This window comes from Paenibacillus sp. RS8 (assembly GCF_041956825.1).
Taxonomy (GTDB): domain Bacteria; phylum Bacillota; class Bacilli; order Paenibacillales; family Paenibacillaceae; genus Paenibacillus_AQ.
Map to the genome: position 1 here is coordinate 24538 of NZ_CP168131.1, position 19632 is coordinate 44169.

Consider the following 19632-nt stretch of genomic DNA (forward strand, 5'->3'; position numbering starts at 1 on the left):
AGGCTACACCCCTTTAAACACATTTAAATCCTGACGTACTTTGACTAAATTATGAATTTTATCGATTTGCATAGCTCCGTTCGTTAAATATGCAAATTCCATACTGCTTTCACGGGTTTCCCACTCATCGGGAGGACGACTGATAATATCAGCAATTCTCAGTTGTGTCGGAGACATTAATGAAGCAGCGATAATTGCCTCTTCATTGCCATCTACTCCAGCATGCGCCATACCTCTAAGTGATCCTAGAATATAGATATCGCCTGAACAGGTTATGGTCCCTCCTGGGTTCACATCTCCCAGATATAAAAGATTTCCATCATGGTGCAGCACCTGACCGGAACGAAGAATCCCGCTCATTAGAAACAACGCGTCATTATCCTCACTGCCGGGTACTGGTAGCGCCTCTATGGAACGAATCAGTAGGTTTCCCTGTCCCTTCAGAATCTCCAGCACAGCTTCCTTATCTTCCTCAGTTACGAGACGATTGCCTAGCTTAATGTCCACATGTACAATCGGTCCAGTTAAAATATTTTGATGGCTGTGCTCCAGCTTATAGCGAAGCTCACTCAGAAGATCTTCGAAGGGACATTTGTCGTCTAGCAGGAATATCAGGCCATCCTTGATGCCCTTAATCCTTACATGCTTGGATTTTACTGTCATATGCCTGGCCCCCTATCCTCATTCATTCGTGCCGGGCCTCTTAAATTCCTGCTTTATCAAGAAAGAAATTAGAAGCTCTTTATGCTGCTTCTTCCGTACTCTTCTCTTTCTTGATCAGCTCAAGCTGGCGTCGTAACGGTATGTAGAGGATCAGAGCAATAGCAAAATGAAAGAGCATCGTTGGCAGCATATGATTCAAAATCGCCCAGCTATAAGGCTCCTGATTGAGATTAAATACACTATAAATACCAAATAACACGCTATCCTCTAGCAAGCTTCCGAGCAGAATCACAGTCATCATAAGAGGCAATGGAGCACGCGGGATCTGAAACAGAAGGCCGATTAAGTAAGCCGACAGACCCATCGCAAAGGAATGTGCTCCTAAAATTCTGCCATAAAAAACGACATCATGTATCATTCCGAAGGATAGACCTAATATAAGGGCCGTATGACGATGATGGTATACAGCCACAAACAATAGTACAACGAACACTAGATTCGGAATAATTCGCATCTGCCAAGCATCTGGAATCAGCCAAGGCAGAATGGTTCCCTCCAGAATAAACAAGAGGAACAGTAACAGAACAAGAACAGATCTGCGCATATTCACTATTCAGCACGCTCCTCCGTAAACACAACGATCAGCTGCTTCCAGTCCTGGAATTCTGCTGAAGGCTTAATCACTGCTGTGGAAGTTAATCCAAATTCACCAACCTCAACACTTTCAACCGTACCGATGGTCAAGCCTCGCGGATACAATCCGCCAATACCGGAGGAAACTATAACATCCTTCGGTGCAATCGGATCGCCTGGCGGGATCTTGTTCATCAATAACCTGTTTGTCTTAGGATCATAGCTTTCAATCATACCAAAGGTCTTGCCCTCTTTGGAGATAGCAGTTGCCGCAATTGGCGGCTGAGAATTAGGGTCATTCGTATCCATCATAGTCATCAGCTTCACAGTAGAAGTGAAATTGCTGACTTGACTAATAACCCCCACCAAACCATCAACAGAAATCACGGACATATTTGGTCTAACGCCATCTTTGGCGCCTAAATCGATTACAATCGTGCTATTGCTTGGTTCTGTAGTCTGACTAACCACCTGCGCAATATGATATTGATATTTATACAATTCCTCTTGAGCTTTTGTGAACTTCAACTGTTCCTTCAATTGCTCATTTTCTACCTGAATGAAATTGTATTGAGCTTTATCACGCGCATATTGGGCAGCAAGTATCTTCAGCTGCTCATTTTCCTTAGAAAGATCTTTCAGATTTCCGATATCTTCAAACAAGCCCGCTACATATCCAGCGGGCTTGTAGAACATTTTTTGCACGAAACCAGTCGTATCTCTAAGAAAATTCTCCGGCCAGGACAAGGAGCTCCTTGATGCCAAGCTGAAGCCCATCACCACAATGAACAGCACCAGTGTAATCAACAGAATAAACAAACGTTTATTGCTTAAGAGTTTAAACAGTTTCAACACCCTCTAACAACAGTATTTCTCCCATAACAGGGGTTGACTTACACAAGTGGCAATACATAGGCTTATCTCTTAGAGCGAAGACTGGAACTGCTGCGGCTCTTGAACAAATGGATATTTTCAAGCGCCTTTCCTGTTCCAATAGCTACACAATCCAAAGGGTTCTCAGCGACAATAACTGGCATTCCAGTCTCACGAGCAAGGAGCTTGTCCAAGTTACGAAGCAAGGCGCCTCCACCTGTCAAAACAATTCCGCGATCCATAATATCTGCCGCGAGCTCCGGTGGACATTTTTCCAAAGTTACTTTAACAGCTTCAATAATAGAATTCACAGTGTCGGACAAAGCTTCACAGATTTCATCGGAAGTGATTGTAAGCGTCTTTGGCAGACCTGTTACGAGATCGCGTCCGCGAATTTCCATAGTCTCAGCCTTCTCAAGCGGAAGAGCAGAACCCACATCCATTTTAAGCTGTTCTGAAGTACGCTCACCAATCATTAGATTGTATTGACGTTTGATATATTGAATGATCGACTCATCCGCTTCATCACCCGCAACACGTACGGAACGACTAGTAACAATACCGCCAAGTGAAATTACAGCAACTTCTGTTGTACCTCCACCGATATCAACAACCATACTTCCTGTTGGCTCCCATACCGGTAGATCTGCACCGATCGCAGCAGCAAAAGGTTCCTCGATAATGTAAGCTTCACGAGCACCAGCTTGTCTAGTGGCATCTTCTACGGCACGTTGCTCTACAGCAGTAATGCCGGAGGGTACGCAGACCATTACATTAGGGTGACGTTGGAACATGGAACGCTGTTTCTGTGCTTGACGGATAAAATATTTAATCATCGTAGCCGTTGTGTCAAAATCAGCGATAACGCCATCCTTCATCGGACGGATCGCACGAATGTTACCGGGTGTACGACCAATCATCTTTTTAGCGGATTCACCCACGGCTTCAATCGTCTTAGTGTCAGTGTTAATGGCTACAACGGAAGGCTCTCTTACAACGATCCCCTTACCGCGTACATAGACAAGCGTATTCGCTGTCCCCAAGTCAATTCCTAAATCTTTCGTAAAACTACCCAACATGCTAATTCTCCTTTTCCTAAGTAAATCTTCACATTTATATTACATGTGTCCTTTTTCTTTCAAGCTTACAAAGCTGCTATCACCGATAATTAGATGATCTAACACGTCTATTCCGACAATCTCACCTGCTTGAAGCAGTCTCTGAGTCAAGGAGATATCCTCCGGACTAGGCGTTGGATCACCACTAGGATGATTATGTGCGCATATGATAGAGGCACTGCTACATTTTATAGCTGCTCGGAATACCTCGCGAGGATGAACAATCGAAGCGTTAAGACTGCCCATAGACAACGTTTCTTGTCCAATCACGTGATTCTTCGTATTCAGAAACAGGCAGACAAAATGCTCCTTCTGCAAATAACGCAACTGCTCGGTCAGAATCTCTGCAGCGTCCTGAGGACAACGGATAATGACCGGCATGTTAAACCTGGAGTTCGCAAGGCGCCTTCCAAGCTCGATGCCTGCTTTTAGTTGTACGGCCTTGGCAGGGCCAATACCTTTGATTTCGGTCAGTTCTTCGATGCTAAGGTCAACCAGCCCACGCAGGCCACCGATCTTCCCTAGCATCTGCTGAGCAATATGAATAGCCGATTCACGGCGTGTTCCCGTACGCAGCAGAATGGCTAACAACTCCGCTTGACTTAATGATTCCGCCCCATAATGCATCATGCGCTCTCTTGGTCGTTCTTCATGGGGGAGGTCCCGCAGCATTACTGATTGCGACTCCATCCCTATCCCTCTTTCCCAAGCTTCCTACCGGTTCAATACAGCTATACCGAACTCGGACAGCATTTCGCCAAGAAGCGACAGCGGCAATCCGACAACATTGAAATAACAGCCTTCAATTCGTTCCACCAAGGTCGAGCCAAGCCCCTGTATCGCATAAGAGCCAGCCTTATCAGCGGGCTCTCCCGTAGCTATATAAGCAACAATTTCATCTTCAGTCATTGCTCTCATCGTTACGGAAGTAACACGGTGCTCCACTATAGTCTTTCCATGCGGAAGTCCGATACAGGCTACACCCGTGTATACCTTATGATTCCGGCCCTGAAGTCTGGTAAGCATCGATTTGCTGTCCAGCTCGTCCACCGGTTTGCCTAGCACAGTGTTATCTAGCACAACAATCGTATCACTACCAACGATTACTGCGTTACGCTCTCCTGCTGCAGCTACAACGGCCTCTGCTTTACGCAAAGCCAGACTGCGCACGATTTGCTCCGGCGTAAAGTCAGGTGGTGTGCTTTCGTCAGCTTCGCTGGTAATAACCTCAAAAGGCAAGCCCAGTAAAGACAAAAGCTCTCGTCGACGCGGTGAACCTGAGGCTAAAATAATGAGTTGTGAGTTGTCCACGTTGTAAACGTCCCTTCTTGATCAGTAACGAGAGTTACACTCTTCGGTACAGCCATACCGCTGTAATAATACCGATGAGACTTAGCATGCACAATTTCAAATGAATAGTGATGTCATAGGTTATGATGTCCAAATCGGCTCGCGGAGACCACTTAAGCACAGTCGATGTTGTTAGAAAAGAAAGAGCCTTTACCGGCTGCAGTAGCTTGGCGATCCAGGCTCCAGCCAGCCAACCTAGAATTAGAAATAACAGCAGTGTTCCTACATTTTTCTTCTTCATCTCAGTCTTCCCTCGCCATTTTTTGACACCCTAATTATTATACGGTGAAATTGTGATCAATACAAACGTAAAATCCCTTACGGTAATGTTTACCACCATTTGCCCTAAAAGTTGCGGAGGGATAACACCCTCTGTATCCATTTCAGTTTATGTTATATATCGGAATATAGCGAAGTTCCCATCCTATCGCGCCAAAACAGCAAGCCCCAACATCTGGAGGCTTGCTGTTTTTAAAGTCACCCGTTTATTCGTTAATTCATTGCAGACAGTAACTGTTTCTGGCTAGTCAAAAAGCTTAGCATCGATTCTTGTACTTCCCAAAGCAGCCCCTGCGCCTTGTTCTTGTTATATTCACTTAATGCTGATATCCCTTGGCTCATTGATTTCTCTAGCGCTGCGCAGATGCTTTTCGCTTCGGGAGACACGCTTTGCTCCAGCACTTTGACGGCTTCACTCCACTGCAGATGCAGATCACTCACAACGGAGGTATTTGCTGCCGTACTCGTTTGACCAGCGCTTAATAAAGAAGCAGATTGACTGCTTAGTTCACTGAGCAGCTGCCCGCTTACAGAGAAATAGTTCTTCACTTCTTCTGCTTTACCGGAATAGACAAGCTGTTCTGCCCCGGGAATTGCCACCTCTCTCACATATAGCTCAATCCCCTGATTCTGCAGACCGCTGCTTAGCAGCTTAGCCTGTTCACGGTCCGATGACATTCCGGCATAAACACGATTGCCGTCAGCAGGGTCCATACCCGCAGCCAATCCTGCGTTTAACAGCTCCTGGCGAGCCTCTTCAGCGCCTGCTGGTGTACTGAATACTCCGTACTGCAACAGATAATAGCTTTGTGCTGCGACTTGAACAGGGATGCTGTTCTTCCCGGCATTCTCAGTTCCTGTAACCGGCAATCCTGATGTGCCTACACCTGCCGGATCTTTAGCTCCACTAGACTGCTCTGAAGTAGCCGATATATCTGCTATCCCGTTTCCAGAGGTGCTGTCCATATTTCCTCCATAGAAAAAAGAAAGTGCAGCATATCCAAGCAGCACCCCTGTGCCGATGGCTCCCGTAACAGAAAGAGCTAGCTTCCACCAATACGAGGGACGCCGGGTATGGTAAGATCCTCCGTAGTTGCCAGTGGATACATGCTCTAATTCATCTCTGCTATCCGAAACCATATCTGAAAGAAGATACGATGGTTGTGTATATCTAAAATCTTTATCCTGTTCGTCCCATTCTTCCTGACGCGGATCTACAGTGCCCGAGTAATAGTCGTAGGAATCTTCCGGCGGTGCCTCACGCGTAGAACGAAAATCAGGCTCATAAATCCATGTCTGCTGCGCTGGGCCAACCTCTTGACGCAGCCCCTCAGCATACTCTTCAGCTGTGCCCAGTCCGCCATTTGACCAGCGCTCCACCACCTTAGGCTTTGGTTTAGGCTCGTCCTTGTTCACGTCAAATCGGAATGTCATTCTTCCGTTATTCAACAGTTACACCTCACCTCATCTAATCTATAAATAATATATGATAGACAATAGAGAGATATGCTATTTTTAAGCGCTAGGAATTATGAAAGATTATGCAGATTCAGTTTACATTACATGTAACTTTTATATACTATATAAAAAGAGCTGAAATTGTACACTATACTAGGTAAACTAGAAATAGTGCTTTAGTTCACTACTGATTAGGAGGGCTTCTTCTGAAACAAAAAATTCAAGCAGCTATTGTAGGCTACGGAAATTTAGGAAAAGGTGTACGTAAGGCTATCAACCAAAGTGAAGATATCGAGCTAGTTGCGATCTTTACGCGCAGAGAACCTGGACAACTGGAAGCCGGAGAAACCGGTGTGAAGTTCGAGCACATCTCTGCCGTCGAACAATATAAGGGAAAAGTGGATGTTATGATTCTATGCGGAGGATCGGCTACAGATCTGCCAGAACAAACACCAGCCATTGCCCGGATGTTTAATACCGTGGACAGCTTTGATACTCATGCCAAAATCCCCGAGTTCTACGAGACCGTTGATGCCGCAGCTAAACAAGGTGGAACACTCAGCGTAATTTCTACCGGCTGGGATCCAGGCTTATTCTCAATGAATCGCCTGCTTGCTGAAGCCATTCTTCCGCAAGGTAAAGAATATACCTTCTGGGGCAAAGGCGTTAGCCAAGGTCACTCCGATGCGATCCGCAGAGTGGATGGAGTGAAAGCCGGTGTACAATATACTGTTCCAGTACAAGAGGTTATTGATGCCATTCGCGCTGGCGAAACACCAGAGCTTACCACTCGCCAGAAGCACCTCAGAGAGTGTTTTGTTGTTGCTGAGGCAGGTGCAGATCAAGAACGCATTCGCGAGGAAATCGTGAATATGCCGAACTATTTTGCAGATTATGATACTACGGTTACTTTCATCACTGATGAAGAATTGGCAGCTCAGCATAGCGGAATTCCGCACGGCGGGTTTGTTATTCGCAGCGGTGTAACAGGGGAAGGCACAAAGCAGATTATTGAATTCGGCCTGAAACTGGAGAGCAATCCAGAATTTACAGCTAGTGTTCTCGTAGCCTATGCCAGAGCCGCTCAGCGCATGAGTCAAGAAGGACAAAGCGGAGCGCGTACAGTATTCGATATTCCACTTGGAATGCTGTCTCCTAAATCTCCGGAAGAATTGCGCCGCAACCTGCTGTAAAATCATACAAGAATATAAAAAACCGCGTTGGACCCTAAAACGTCCGCGCGGTTTTTTTATATACTGCAGGCACACCCTTCTCGGGCAAACCTTCTATACAAGACTAAGAATCTTATTCTTCACATAATTCACTTCGTAATCCTTCAACAATGTGCGATGCGCCCGATCAGCAATAATCGTTGCCATCTCGGGATTCTTTAACAACGTTATTACACTAGCTACAACATCAACTGAGCTGTTAGCAAGCAAAATATTACGGTTATGCTCACAGTTCAATCGTTCACATACCATAGAGCTAGTAACAACCGGCGTTTTGAGTGCCCATGATTCCAGAATGTTTCTGGAGACCTCACAGCCTTCAAGGATAGGCACTAGAACCGCTTTAGCTCGACGAATATAATCCGCTGACGGTTTCAAAGGTCCAGTGATAACTACTGATACATCTTCTTTTATAAGCGTCAACACTTCCGAATGAACCTCATGACTAGTTATGTAACACTTGATATCAGGCACTTGTTCCTTAATCAATGGGTAGCTTTTCTTAAAGAAGTTTTGAGCGGCTTTAATTCCCTGTCTGGTGTTCATATTCCAGTGCAGAACTATTGAATTTTCTTTTGCAACAGGCTCAGTAAAAGCGTCGTACTCGTTCATTTTTATGAAATGAGGAACAACATGAACCTTACGAGCATCCGCAAAGGATAAGGATTTGAATTTAAGGGCATCCCATTCCGAGGTTGCCAGGAGTACCCCTGTTTTATTCATTAGTCTCCGTTTATGCCGCCGAATCAAAGCTTCATTTAGTTTATGGTAAGGATTACCGCTGTTCGGCCTTCCGATTTCTTTTCCAACGGCAACGCCGCTCTCAAAACGATACGTATCTGTAATAACACTTGCCTCAGGTAGCAGATTCCGAACCATATCTATACAATTCCCAAGCAAGCTATGCGATATAAATACATGTCTATAATTATTCGATCTGCAAAGCTCCATGATGGTGCTCTTCATGTCTTTATCTGCATGACTCCGATTAGTGAAATTCCGTAATATATGTAAGGGACGCAGCATGGATTTCCATGAGGTAATGCACCCGTTAATGTAATGAACCTTTAGTGAAGTTCCATCATTTGTAGACATTTCCTTGTGCGTACTGGAATACGTCAGCAAATCGATATCAAATTTCCCAAGCAAAATCTCGAGAATACTCCCTGTTCTCATTTCTCCTTCTAGATCCTCTGCGCTTTGATTCTGAGCTGATAGGAACAGCATTTTTTCTCGCATGACTCTGGCTCCTTGTATTTTTGTATTAAACCCTCTCCACTTTCCACTGCAACTTTAGATGCAGTTCAATAGTAACTCATTTCATATAAAATATTTGTCGATTTATAGGGGAAGCTTTAAATTTATTATATATTTTCATCCTTTATTCGAAATTCATTGCGATAAACCTTTATAAATCGCCATTTTTTTGATAATCCAACCCAAAAATCTCTTTTTTCCAGAGATTCATGAACATGAATTCTCTAAACATAATTGTCATAGTCGTTAGGTATAATGAACCATTCCTTATGCAACAAAAAAAAGTGTCTTCCTCGTCTAATGACGAAAGAAAAACACTTTTATATTTCGTAGCTTCTAACGACGCAGTTCCTGCCCTTTTTCTTAGCCTGATATAATGCGTTATCACAAAGTTTGTAGAGATTGTTCAGAGAAAAACGCTCGCCTGATTCTATCGTAATGACCCCAATACTTATCGTGTAATGCAGCGGAACACCATGAATCACTGAGCCTAAAACGGCTGTGCGCATTCCTTCAGCAATAACATCACTATTTTTCTCATCAGCTCTGTGCAGAAGTACTGCGAACTCTTCTCCCCCAAATCTACCGATCAAATCACCATTGCCAAGCTGTTGCTCGATTTTAGACGCCAGATCAGTTAGTACTTGGTCTCCCATATTATGACCGTAAGTATCATTTATGCTCTTAAAGTGATCCACATCCAGCAGTAAAAAAGAATAGGGCAGCTTCTTCATCGCTGAAGCAGCTATTAAAGGCCGAGCACGCAGAACGAACGACCTGCGGTTCAAAATACCTGTCAACTCATCATAAGTTGCAACCCGCTCCATTTCTGCAAAGGAATCCTCTCTATAAAGCAGCATAATTCCAGCGGTTCCTAAAAACATATACAAATAAATACCGAGATAAAAAATCAAATAAAGAAATTGTGTCACTTGCGTATTGAATCCTAACACGGAACACAGCGGTTCCAAAGCTCTCCCTGCCAACGATAAGATAACAATAAAATATAGCTGTCCCATTATCATTTGTAGCGAGGTCTCCATAACCTTCAAACATAAAACATAAGCAGGGTAGGCGATAATCAGAACTCCCGCAAGGCAAGCAACGGCAATAACGAGTGAATCCTCTTGCTTAAACAAATACATCAGCACCACAACGATAATCGATACTCCGAATAATATAGAATAATATTTCTCAACCTTATTCCCGAATACTCTGAGAAGCATCAGAAGCGCCAAGCTTTCGAGCGTACCGCCAGCCAAAGCAAGAAGTACTATGATCGGTAGACTAAGTGACGAATCTATATAATCCTTCAGCAATAAAAGGATCAAGACTGCTAGTTGCAAATATTTTGCTGTGATAAACAATGAATACGTCTGTTCCTGTGCGTAACGTAAACGATATACCACGATAAGCAGCACCGTGAACGATTGCCATAGAAAGAGACATATCAGCAGTGTCTGGAGATCCAGATGCATATGAGTGAAGTTCACCTCCCCAACTATTCCTGACTCTTAGTATACATATCGGTATCTGATGATTCTATTTCTTCCCTCTTGTTTGGCCTGATATAACGCCTTGTCGCTTAGCTTGTACAACTTATTTATCGAGATCTCCTGATCTGGCATGATCGTAATTACACCTATACTAACTGTGTACCCCTGGGGAATCTTATGAGTGGAAGCATTCATTACCACCTCGCGAAGTGTCTCAGCTTTCTGGTCACAGCTTTGTTCATCTATTCCACAGAGTATGACTGCGAATTCCTCGCCCCCTAGTCTGCCAAACAAATCACCATTTCCGAGATGATCTTTAATCGTCGATGCGAATTCTTCCAGAACTATATCACCCGTATCATGACCGTAAGTATCGTTGACCTCTTTAAAATGATCCAAATCCAATAGCAAAAATGAGAAGTAATCCTGCTCTCGAAATGCCTTTTCAAGCTTTATCTCCGCTTCCTGAAGAAATGCTCCACGGTTTAGGATCCCCGTCAAATCATCGTAACTGGCTATTCTTTTTAGTTTGACATAAGAATGTTCATTAGAGAGTAGAATAAAACCGGCCGCCCCCACAATAAATAATAAATACATTCCCAGATAATACAAATACTGCGTAAGATTTGTTGAGAACACATTCATCTCAGGCTCCCAAATCAGTGCAACAAATGCCCGCATGAGCATAATCACTGCAATTACATAAAATAACACACCCAATATTTTTTGAAGAGGGGTAGCCTTTTTATTTACAGTTAGATGATAAGCCGGATAGATTACAAACAATATAGACCAAAGTGATGTACAGGCAATGCGCAGGTTGGAATGATTAAAAAATAATGCGATGATACTAAAACTGATTGCACTCCATACCGAAAGGATGATGTAATATCGCTTTATTCTTGGTCCCAGTACTCCCATCATCAGCAGTAAGGCTGTAATTTCTAGACAGCACCCGCCAAGAATCAGAGCATTGCTAAGTGGAATGGACAACGTATGAGGGAGGTAATCCCACAGTAATATCGAACACCAAAAGAGCAGCTGTACCCCTTTTGATCGGATGAACATTGTCGAGGCGGTATCTTTAACAGCGGTACTTCGATAATTGGTTATTAGCAGCAACATAAATAAGTTACCAAAAATAAACAAATAAATTAGTGTTCTAATTTCAATCAGGGAGCTCATACGTCACCACCTATGTGAAAATATCCCCACAACTTGAGTCTTTGCTTCTATGCGTACTCAGGTACTTTGTGGGAGCCCCAAATATACGTTAAAAAATCGATCCTCTTCTGACAGCACTATAGCACTTTATAACTATATCAGTAAATACGCTAACAATACCAAAAAAACACTTCCCCCTAAGCTCCCTTCAGATAAACAAATAGATGATCTGAAGGAAATTTGGGGGAAGTGCTATTGAAGAGAGAATTTGAATATCCTCGTATTAGCTACGATCTGTAATATTAATGCTTCTTCAAACCGTCTGCCAGTGCGTATCCGACCTTCCAGATATCGCCTGCACCCATCGTAATCACCAGATCACCTGAAGCAATACGAGGTGTCAGATCAGCAAGAACATCTTCTTTGGTTGGTAGATGTCTTGCGCCTGCATTACTGTTCTTAACGATAAGCTCAACCAGCTTCGCAGAAGTCACACCCTCGATCTGTTTCTCTCCAGCCGGAGAGTAAATATCGGTGATGATGACTTCATCAGCTTCACTAAAGGCACGGCTGAAAGCATCTAACAGAAAGAAAGTACGTGTATACCGTTGAGGCTGGAATACCGCAATAATCCGTTTTCCTGTAGCCTTGGCAGCACTGATTGTTGCTTGAATTTCGGTAGGGTGATGCGCATAATCATCAATGACCAGAATGTCATCAACTTCTCCGAGCACTTGAAAACGGCGCTTCGCACCATGGAATTTCACAATCGCTTCAGCGATTTTCTCAAAGGAGATTCCTGATTTCAAACAAGCAATTACCGCTGCCATTGAATTATAAAGATTGTACTGTCCGGGAACTGAGAGTTCAATCCGTCCAAGCACTTCCCCATTATGATTCATCGTGTAAGACACCTGACGATCACCTAGAACGATATCAGTGGCGATATAATCCGCAGTATTTGACTTGATGCCATAAGTAATTACCTTACCTGTTACTTCAGGTAAAAGAGAAATCACATTCTCGTCATCAGCGCATACTATAGCCGTTCCATCTTCGCGCGTTTGATTCATAAACTGCACGTATGCAGCCTTAAGACGGTTAAAGTCCCCATCGTAATTTTCCAAGTGATCCGCTTCCACATTCGTAACAATCCCAAGCCAAGGATGATAGTGCAGGAAAGAACCATCACTCTCATCTGCTTCCGCTACTACAAACTCACCTTGTCCTGCCTTTGCATTCGTGCCCACATTCATAATCTCTCCGCCAATAATGTACGTTGGATCAACGTCACATTCTTCCATCACGAGTGCGATCATGGAGGAGGTGGTAGTTTTTCCGTGTGCTCCAGCAACGGCTACCCCTTTACGTTCATTCAATAAACGGGCTAACATTTGTGAACGATGTAGAATTGGAATCTTAAGACGTTCAGCTTCCACCCATTCCACATTATCACTAGACAAAGCCGTAGAGTATACGACTAGATCCGCACCTTTTACTTGTTCCGCAGTATGCCCGATATAAATCTTGGCACCTTTGGCAATCAATTTATCCGTTAATTCTTGGGCAGCCACATCGGAGCCCGTAACTGTATATCCCATTTCCAGCATTACCCGGGCAATCGCGCTCATTCCGTAGCCGCCGATCCCTATAAAATGCACCCGTTCAGTAGTATCCAACAGTCGTCACCAGCCTTTTTCAGTATCGGGTTGCTGCAAAAGTGTACCGCGTACGTCAGAGATTAAATACAGCGTACCAGATACGACGGCAAGGTCATCCTCCGCTGTAATCGACTTCAGTAGCTGCAGCGCTTTTCCCCAATTATGTTCTACTATGATTGCCAAGTTTTCCTTGGCATATTTCTCCCGCAGACTTTCTGCGATAACTTGCAGATTCTCCGCGTCCATTTTGTTCTGGAAATCCGGTTCGGTCAGGATGAGCGTATCCACTATAGGCAGTATATGCTTAAAGTAGGATTCATGATGCTTATTTGACAGCATTCCCATAAGTAAATTTAATTTACCGTATTGATAGAGCTGAGGCAGACTTTTTGCAAGACTCTCCGCACCTTCCGGATTATGTGCTCCGTCCAGTACAATCCTAGGAGACTTGCTTACCTCTTCCAGCCTTCCAGCCCAGAATGCGTGTCGCAAACCTTCAAGAACATCTTCATCCTCAAGCATAAAAGCCATATACTGGCGCAGAACTTCAAGTACCATCATGGCAGCCGCCGCATTGCTAATCTGGTGCTCGCCTTTCATCTCAATCCCAAGCTCAAGCGAACGGAAGGGACCCTTAAAATGAAAAGTCTGGGCTCCCTCACGGATTCCACTAGCTTCATAACTAAAATCTTCTCCTGCAAGATAAAGAGTTGAGCGGCAAGCCGCTGCTTTCTCTTTCAGAACCGCCACAACCTCCGGCTGAGTTACGCAGCTAACAGCAGGTACGCCTGTCTTGATAATTCCGGCTTTCTCCATCGCTATCTTCTCTAGCGTATCTCCCAAAATATCCATGTGATCATGACCAACATTAGTAATCACAGAAACAATCGGAGTCACGATATTCGTTACATCCAGCCTTCCCCCAAGCCCGGTCTCCCATACGACAACATCAGGACAAGAGACGCCCGCAAAAAATAGAATGGCTACAGCTGTAGTTACCTCGAACATCGTAGGTGAGCCAAACTCCGTTTCCGAAATTTCTTGGACTAGCGGACGTAATTGGTTAACCAGCTCGACAAGCGTTTCTTCAGCGATGTCCGTATTATTGTATTGGAACCTGTTCGTGAACTTAGTAATATACGGAGACGTAAAGGTTCCTACAGAATAGCCGCTTTGTATAAGTGCACTAGTTAAGAAAGCACAAGTTGAGCCTTTGCCGTTCGTTCCCGCCACATGAATAAATTTCAGCCGACGATGCGGATTTCCCAGCTTGTCCATCAACATCTCAATTCTATCTAAACCTGGCCGGATTCCAAAAGGAATTAGGCTCTTGATCCAATCAACCGCTTCGGTGTATGTCGCAAGAGGGGCGGTACTTCCGCCCCGATTTAGGTCATCCATGTCTCTTATCCTCTCAGCTCTGCGATGCGGGCAAGTACTTTCTCACGTTTAGCAGAATAATCTGCCTGCTTCGCCCGTTCCTCTTCGATAACTTTAGCAGGAGCTTTAGCTACGAAGCCTTGATTGCTCAACTTTTTCTCTACACGTTCTACTTCGCTGTTTAGCGTCTGTACTTCTTTTTCCAGACGAGCGATTTCTTGTTCAATGTCAATGAGGCCCGACAATGGCAGAAGCAGCTCTGCTCCTGTTACTACAGCGGACATTACCTTATCCGGCGTTTGCGGATTCAGGCCAGCTTCGAAAGAAGAAGTATTACAGAAGCGTCCAATGTAGTTGTCGTTACGGGTAATAATACTCAGCGTTTCTTCATTACCCGCTTTGATGATCAATTCAACCTTTTTGCTCATCGGTACATTCACTTCAGCACGGATATTACGAACCGCCCGGATTACATCCATCAACAGGTTCATTTCTGCTACCGCTTGTGGGTTCTCCAGAGCAGCATCATACTCCGGCCATGCAGCAAGGGTAATCGTCTCTCCTTCATGCGGCAAGTGCTGCCAGATTTCTTCCGAAATAAACGGCATGAACGGATGAATCAGGCGCATTGTGCGGTCTAATACATAAGCAAGTACAGACTGTGTCTTAGCTTTGGCAGCGGCATCTGATCCGTAAAGCGACAGCTTCGCGAACTCAATATACCAGTCACAGAGATCGTCCCAAATGAAGTTGTACAGCTGGCGACCGGTCTCACCGAACTCGTACGAGTCAATTAGACGCGTAATTTCGCGAGAAGTTTCGTTCAGACGGTGCAGAATCCAACGATCAGCAGTACTTAGCTCACCAGAAATATCAATATTCTCAAAGCTTACGCCTTCCAAATTCATGAGCGCGAAGCGTGATGCATTCCAGATCTTATTGGCGAAATTACGCGCCTGTTCAACCTTTTCCCAGCGGAAACGCAGATCCTGTCCGGCGGTACTGCCGGTAGAAATCATGTAGCGCATTGCATCTGCGCCATACTTCTCGATAACTTCAAGCGGATCTACGCCGTTTCCGAGAGATTTGGACATTTTTTGGCCTTCGGAATCCCGTACCAAACCGTGCATCAATACATCAGAGAACGGTTTTTCTCCGGTAAATTCGAGGGCTGAGAAGATCATCCGCGCTACCCAGAAATAAATAATATCGTAACCTGTTACGAGCACATCGTTCGGATAGTAGCGTTTGAAATCTGCGCTGTTCTCATCCGGCCATCCTAGTGTCGCAAAAGGCCACAGATTAGAGCTGAACCAAGTATCCAATACATCCTCGTCCTGTTTCAGATCGGTTAGACCGCTGATCCGGCGTGCTTCTTCCTCGTCATTTGCCACAACCAGTTCACCAGTAGACTCGGAATACCATGCTGGAATTCGATGTCCCCACCACAGCTGACGGGAAATACACCAATCGCGAACGTTCTCGATCCAATTCAGGTATGTTCTCTCGAAACGGTCCGGTACAAAGTTAACCCCGTTCCCATCCTTCTGTGCGTTAATGGCAGCTTCAGCCAGTGGCTGCATCTTCACGAACCATTGTGTGGACAAGTAGGGTTCAACAACGGCTCCAGAGCGTTCACTGTGTCCTACTTGATGCACATGATCTTCGATATTGATCAGCACACCTTGCTCCTTCAGGTCAGCAGTAATGGCCTTACGACATACACTCCGGTCTTGACCTTGATAAGGTCCTGCTTCTTCATTCATCGTACCGCTCTCATCCATTACGTTAATCTGCGGTAAGTTGTGACGTTGCCCCATCTCGAAGTCATTCGGGTCATGAGCTGGTGTAATCTTAACCGCACCACTACCAAACTCTTTGTCTACATAATCATCAGCGATAATCGGAATCTCACGGCCAATAATCGGCAGGATCAACGTTTTGCCGATCAGATCTTTATACCGATCGTCTTCCGGATGAACAGCAACCGCCGTATCGCCCAGCATCGTCTCCGGACGTGTAGTCGCTACTGTAATAAATCCACTACCGTCTTTGAGCGGGTAACGCAGGTGATACAAGTGACCGTTAACTTCTTTATATTCAACCTCGATATCCGACAATGCTGTGCGAGCCGCCGGGTCCCAGTTGATGATACGTTTCCCACGGTAGATCAAGCCTTTATTGTAAAGCTTAACGAATACCTCACGTACAGCCTTCGACAACCCTTCATCCAAGGTAAAGCGTTCGCGGGAATAGTCAAGGGAAAGCCCCATCTTAGCCCACTGCTCATGAATGGTGTTCGCATATTTATCTTTCCAATCCCATACCTGCTCCAGGAACTTCTCGCGTCCGAGATCATGTCTTGAGATTCCTTGCTCACGCAGCTTTTGCTCTACCTTTGTTTGCGTTGCGATACCGGCATGGTCCGTACCCGGTAGCCAAAGCGTATCGAAGCCCTGCATCCGTTTCGTACGAATCAAGATGTCCTGAAGCGTAAAATCAAGCGCATGGCCAATGTGCAGCATTCCCGTTACGTTTGGTGGCGGGATTACAATGCTATATGCTTTTGCATCTGGACGTCCGCCTGCACGGAAATATCCACCCTCTGTCCAGTAGGAATACCACTTGGTTTCTGCCGATTTCGGATCATACGTTGTTGGCATTTCATTCTTAGTGTCGTTTGCAGCGGCAGCATCTGCCGCTGTATCTTGCAGGTCCGGCAACTCTGCCGCTGTTAGATTGTTTTGGTCAGCCATTCTCTGATACCTCCACTTGGTTACTTGTAGTTTCTTGTAAAAATATAAGAACGATATACAGAGTGAAACTTATACATTCTTATATTAAAAAAACAAAAAGACCCCTCGTCTCAAAGGACGAAAGGCCATTCTTTCGCGGTACCACCTTTGTTTCGCGCCAATGAAAAATAAACCTACACTTCTCTCACCTTACGGTTCAGAAGCTTAGCGCGACACTCGTACAGATAACGGCTGCTACCGGCCACATCCTAACTTATCTCTCATGCCTATGAAGACAAGCTCAGAAGGGCGACTCCGGGGCGACTTCGGTGGCTGTATCCTACGGAATGTCACAGCACTTGCATTCCGCTCTCTGAAGGGCTGACCGCCTACTCTTCCCGTTCCCAGTCTTTACTTAGATATTGCTTACTCCATAATACATTTTGAGTCATCCCTAGTCAACCTGAATAGGCTTCTACAGCGGGACTTTAAGCGGAATTTCGACTTATAGCGTGCATATGTCGAATTTTCATTCGATTCATCACTCTGCGTTGGTTAGATACCCCACTTTCTAACGTTCTCCGTTCACACAAGAATAAACGCTTACCGTCCTTTTACGGACGGTAAACGTTTATTCGAGAAATATAAGGATAATGTATAACGTGAAACTTATATATTCTTATATTTAGACAAAAATCCCGATCTACTATCAGATCGGGATTCACCTATTCATGTGAGTGCGCATTGTAACTCAACTACGGAATGTACAATACTTGCCCTTCTTCTACACTCTGCCCTGACAATCGATTATACATTCCCAGCTCCCGCGCACTTAGCTGATACTTCTCTGCGATCGTATCTAGCGTTTCTTCACGCTGCACGATGCAAAGGCGAACCTTCCGGAACAAGTTAGCGCCATCTGCTCCGGTAATGAATCTGCTCTTCCACTCTGTATTATTTCCCGCTTCTGGAATGATCGCTGCAGCCGATGCAGTTCCTTCGGACTGAAGAGCTTCCTGTTCTTTACGGGAACGGCTAGAGCTAAGTAATGAAGAGAAAGTAAGATGTTCTTTGGCTGGAACCTCTGCTTCTTTCTTACTACCTAGCGCAATCTTAAGGTCTTGCTTCTCCTCTGGCTGTGGCACCGTCTCTTGAGAAACAAAGACTTCGTTCGCATTCTCACTGATCGGCTGAGCATTCTCTTCTTGTGCGTGAAGCTCATGGTTTGCCTCGTTTTCTGAAGCGAATACAGCAATGTCTTGTTCTGCCTCAACAGTGGCTGCTGGGACAGCTTTTTCTCTGGAAGCAAAGGTATATTCCGCTTCTTGCTCCTGATCCGCTTCAATAACTTGATTCAACTGAGTGACCTCAGCTTCCTCATTTTGTGACTCAGCTTTAAACCAGTAATCCGCTATACCTGCTTTGGAATCCTCAGTTTGCGAATTCAGACTATGCGTCCGTGCTTTCGCGCCCTTGTCCTTCTCATGAGCGGATGAGAAATTAACTATAGGGGACGATTGACCCGCTCCGCTTGAGACCAGCGGGGGCTCTGTTGCTTCTGCATGCTCATGTTCTTCTACAGCAACCTCCGATGCATCCTCACCAAAGGTCCACTGTGAATTTTCATAAAGTACATCAGTTTCGTGTTCTTGGTTTACTTCAGATGCTTCGCTTACCCTGTCATCGCTTAGAGGGGAATAGGCTACTGTGTACTCTTCCTGCTGCCAGGTCGGTTGTGGTTGAGGCTCCGCACCACCAATTCCCCGCAGGGATAATACGCCTGTTATATTCACAGTACGCATCGTGAGCAGATCAATATCAAAATTCTCGATCTCCACCCCGATATCTTCAATCGAGCTGACGCGTGTAAGCGGAACAGTGATTTCAACGGGAATGGCGTGCTCCAGACGCTGCGTTCGGTCATCTTCGCTCCGGTAGAGTCCGGTAAGCAACAGCTGACCATATAACTCGGCACGATCCTCCCGCTGAATCACCTGGATTTCCGGAAGTAGTTCAACCTCCTCCAGCTCAGCTATTCCCGGAAGCTCTTCCGATAGGTGAATGCGTTCATAAATATCAAACCGCAAGCCGTGGGACTGATCAAACACGGGATATGTCCTCCTTCTTGGCATAATCTAACCCTGAGACAGGCCCAGAGCATAAGCCCAAAATGTTACTCCCCACATGTATATGCTTCAAACAGGAAGGCATGACAACTTTGGCAGCACTAACCGGACAGGATGCTAATTAATTTCATAAATTCAGAGGCTAACCGAACTCTCCTTGTACAGATATACCCTGCTCCGCACGAACAGAGTATTATATGCTGCTTT

Annotated in this window: 16 protein-coding genes and 1 other annotated feature; of the genes, 1 reads left to right on the forward strand and 15 read right to left on the reverse strand. The window is 45.0% G+C overall.

All coding sequences use genetic code 11. The features are described 5' to 3' along the window. Positions 1-3 precede the first annotated feature (3 nt). The 8 genes from minC to ACDZ28_RS01325 form a co-directional block, all read right to left on the reverse strand. A complete protein-coding gene (gene minC, locus ACDZ28_RS01290) occupies positions 4-663 on the reverse strand; it encodes a septum site-determining protein MinC (protein ID WP_042130575.1) in 660 nt (219 codons plus the stop codon). Between the two features lie 79 nt (positions 664-742). Then, on the reverse strand, positions 743-1273 hold the full coding sequence (gene mreD / locus ACDZ28_RS01295; RefSeq protein ID WP_081389959.1) for a rod shape-determining protein MreD: 531 nt from the start codon (positions 1271-1273) through the stop codon (positions 743-745). Beyond that, the gene (gene mreC / locus ACDZ28_RS01300) at positions 1273-2151 is read right to left on the reverse strand and encodes a rod shape-determining protein MreC (protein ID WP_042130577.1); all 879 of its coding nucleotides are present in this window, start codon (positions 2149-2151) and stop codon (positions 1273-1275) included. The genes mreD and mreC overlap by 1 nt, the downstream gene beginning before the upstream one ends. 62 nt (positions 2152-2213) lie before the next feature. Next, complete coding sequence (locus tag ACDZ28_RS01305) at positions 2214-3248, reverse strand: rod shape-determining protein (protein ID WP_042130579.1); 1035 nt, start codon at positions 3246-3248, stop codon at positions 2214-2216. Between the two features lie 39 nt (positions 3249-3287). Continuing rightward, on the reverse strand, positions 3288-3977 hold the full coding sequence (gene radC / locus ACDZ28_RS01310) for a DNA repair protein RadC (RefSeq protein WP_042130581.1): 690 nt from the start codon (positions 3975-3977) through the stop codon (positions 3288-3290). A 24-nt stretch (positions 3978-4001) separates the two neighbouring features. Then, the gene (locus tag ACDZ28_RS01315; protein ID WP_042130583.1) at positions 4002-4598 is read right to left on the reverse strand and encodes a nucleoside triphosphate pyrophosphatase; all 597 of its coding nucleotides are present in this window, start codon (positions 4596-4598) and stop codon (positions 4002-4004) included. Positions 4599-4632: 34 nt separating this feature from the next. Beyond that, positions 4633-4878 carry a DUF4321 domain-containing protein gene (locus tag ACDZ28_RS01320; RefSeq protein ID WP_042130585.1) on the reverse strand — a complete coding sequence of 82 codons (246 nt, stop codon included), beginning with the start codon at positions 4876-4878 and terminating at the stop codon, positions 4633-4635. A 251-nt stretch (positions 4879-5129) separates the two neighbouring features. After that, entirely contained in the window at positions 5130-6365 is a 1236-nt protein-coding gene (locus ACDZ28_RS01325) for an SPOR domain-containing protein (RefSeq protein ID WP_375103839.1), read from the reverse strand. Positions 6366-6580: 215 nt separating this feature from the next. On the opposite strand from ACDZ28_RS01325, the gene ACDZ28_RS01330 reads away from it, so the two are divergent. Further along, a complete protein-coding gene (locus ACDZ28_RS01330; RefSeq protein ID WP_042130586.1) occupies positions 6581-7567 on the forward strand; it encodes a diaminopimelate dehydrogenase in 987 nt (328 codons plus the stop codon). Positions 7568-7660: 93 nt separating this feature from the next. On the opposite strand, the gene ACDZ28_RS01335 is transcribed toward ACDZ28_RS01330, so the two are convergent. From ACDZ28_RS01335 to ACDZ28_RS01365, 7 genes are all read right to left on the reverse strand, one after another. After that, complete coding sequence (locus ACDZ28_RS01335) at positions 7661-8845, reverse strand: glycosyltransferase (RefSeq protein WP_042130587.1); 1185 nt, start codon at positions 8843-8845, stop codon at positions 7661-7663. 338 nt (positions 8846-9183) lie between these two features. Next, complete coding sequence (locus ACDZ28_RS01340) at positions 9184-10341, reverse strand: GGDEF domain-containing protein (RefSeq protein WP_042130590.1); 1158 nt, start codon at positions 10339-10341, stop codon at positions 9184-9186. A 36-nt stretch (positions 10342-10377) separates the two neighbouring features. After that, positions 10378-11544, reverse strand: a complete 1167-nt coding sequence (locus tag ACDZ28_RS01345; RefSeq protein ID WP_375103840.1) for a GGDEF domain-containing protein — start codon at positions 11542-11544, stop codon at positions 10378-10380. A 281-nt stretch (positions 11545-11825) separates the two neighbouring features. Continuing rightward, the gene (murC, locus tag ACDZ28_RS01350) at positions 11826-13202 is read right to left on the reverse strand and encodes a UDP-N-acetylmuramate--L-alanine ligase (RefSeq protein WP_042130593.1); all 1377 of its coding nucleotides are present in this window, start codon (positions 13200-13202) and stop codon (positions 11826-11828) included. Between the two features lie 6 nt (positions 13203-13208). Beyond that, positions 13209-14585, reverse strand: a complete 1377-nt coding sequence (locus ACDZ28_RS01355; RefSeq protein WP_042130595.1) for a folylpolyglutamate synthase/dihydrofolate synthase family protein — start codon at positions 14583-14585, stop codon at positions 13209-13211. Positions 14586-14590: 5 nt separating this feature from the next. After that, entirely contained in the window at positions 14591-17227 is a 2637-nt protein-coding gene (locus ACDZ28_RS01360; protein ID WP_042132415.1) for a valine--tRNA ligase, read from the reverse strand. Positions 17228-17430: 203 nt separating this feature from the next. Further along, positions 17431-17714: a binding site (T-box leader), on the reverse strand. 340 nt (positions 17715-18054) lie between these two features. Beyond that, positions 18055-19407 (reverse strand): LysM peptidoglycan-binding domain-containing protein, encoded by a 1353-nt coding sequence (locus ACDZ28_RS01365; protein ID WP_375103841.1) that lies wholly within the window; start codon positions 19405-19407, stop codon positions 18055-18057. Between the last annotated feature and the right edge of the window lie 225 nt (positions 19408-19632).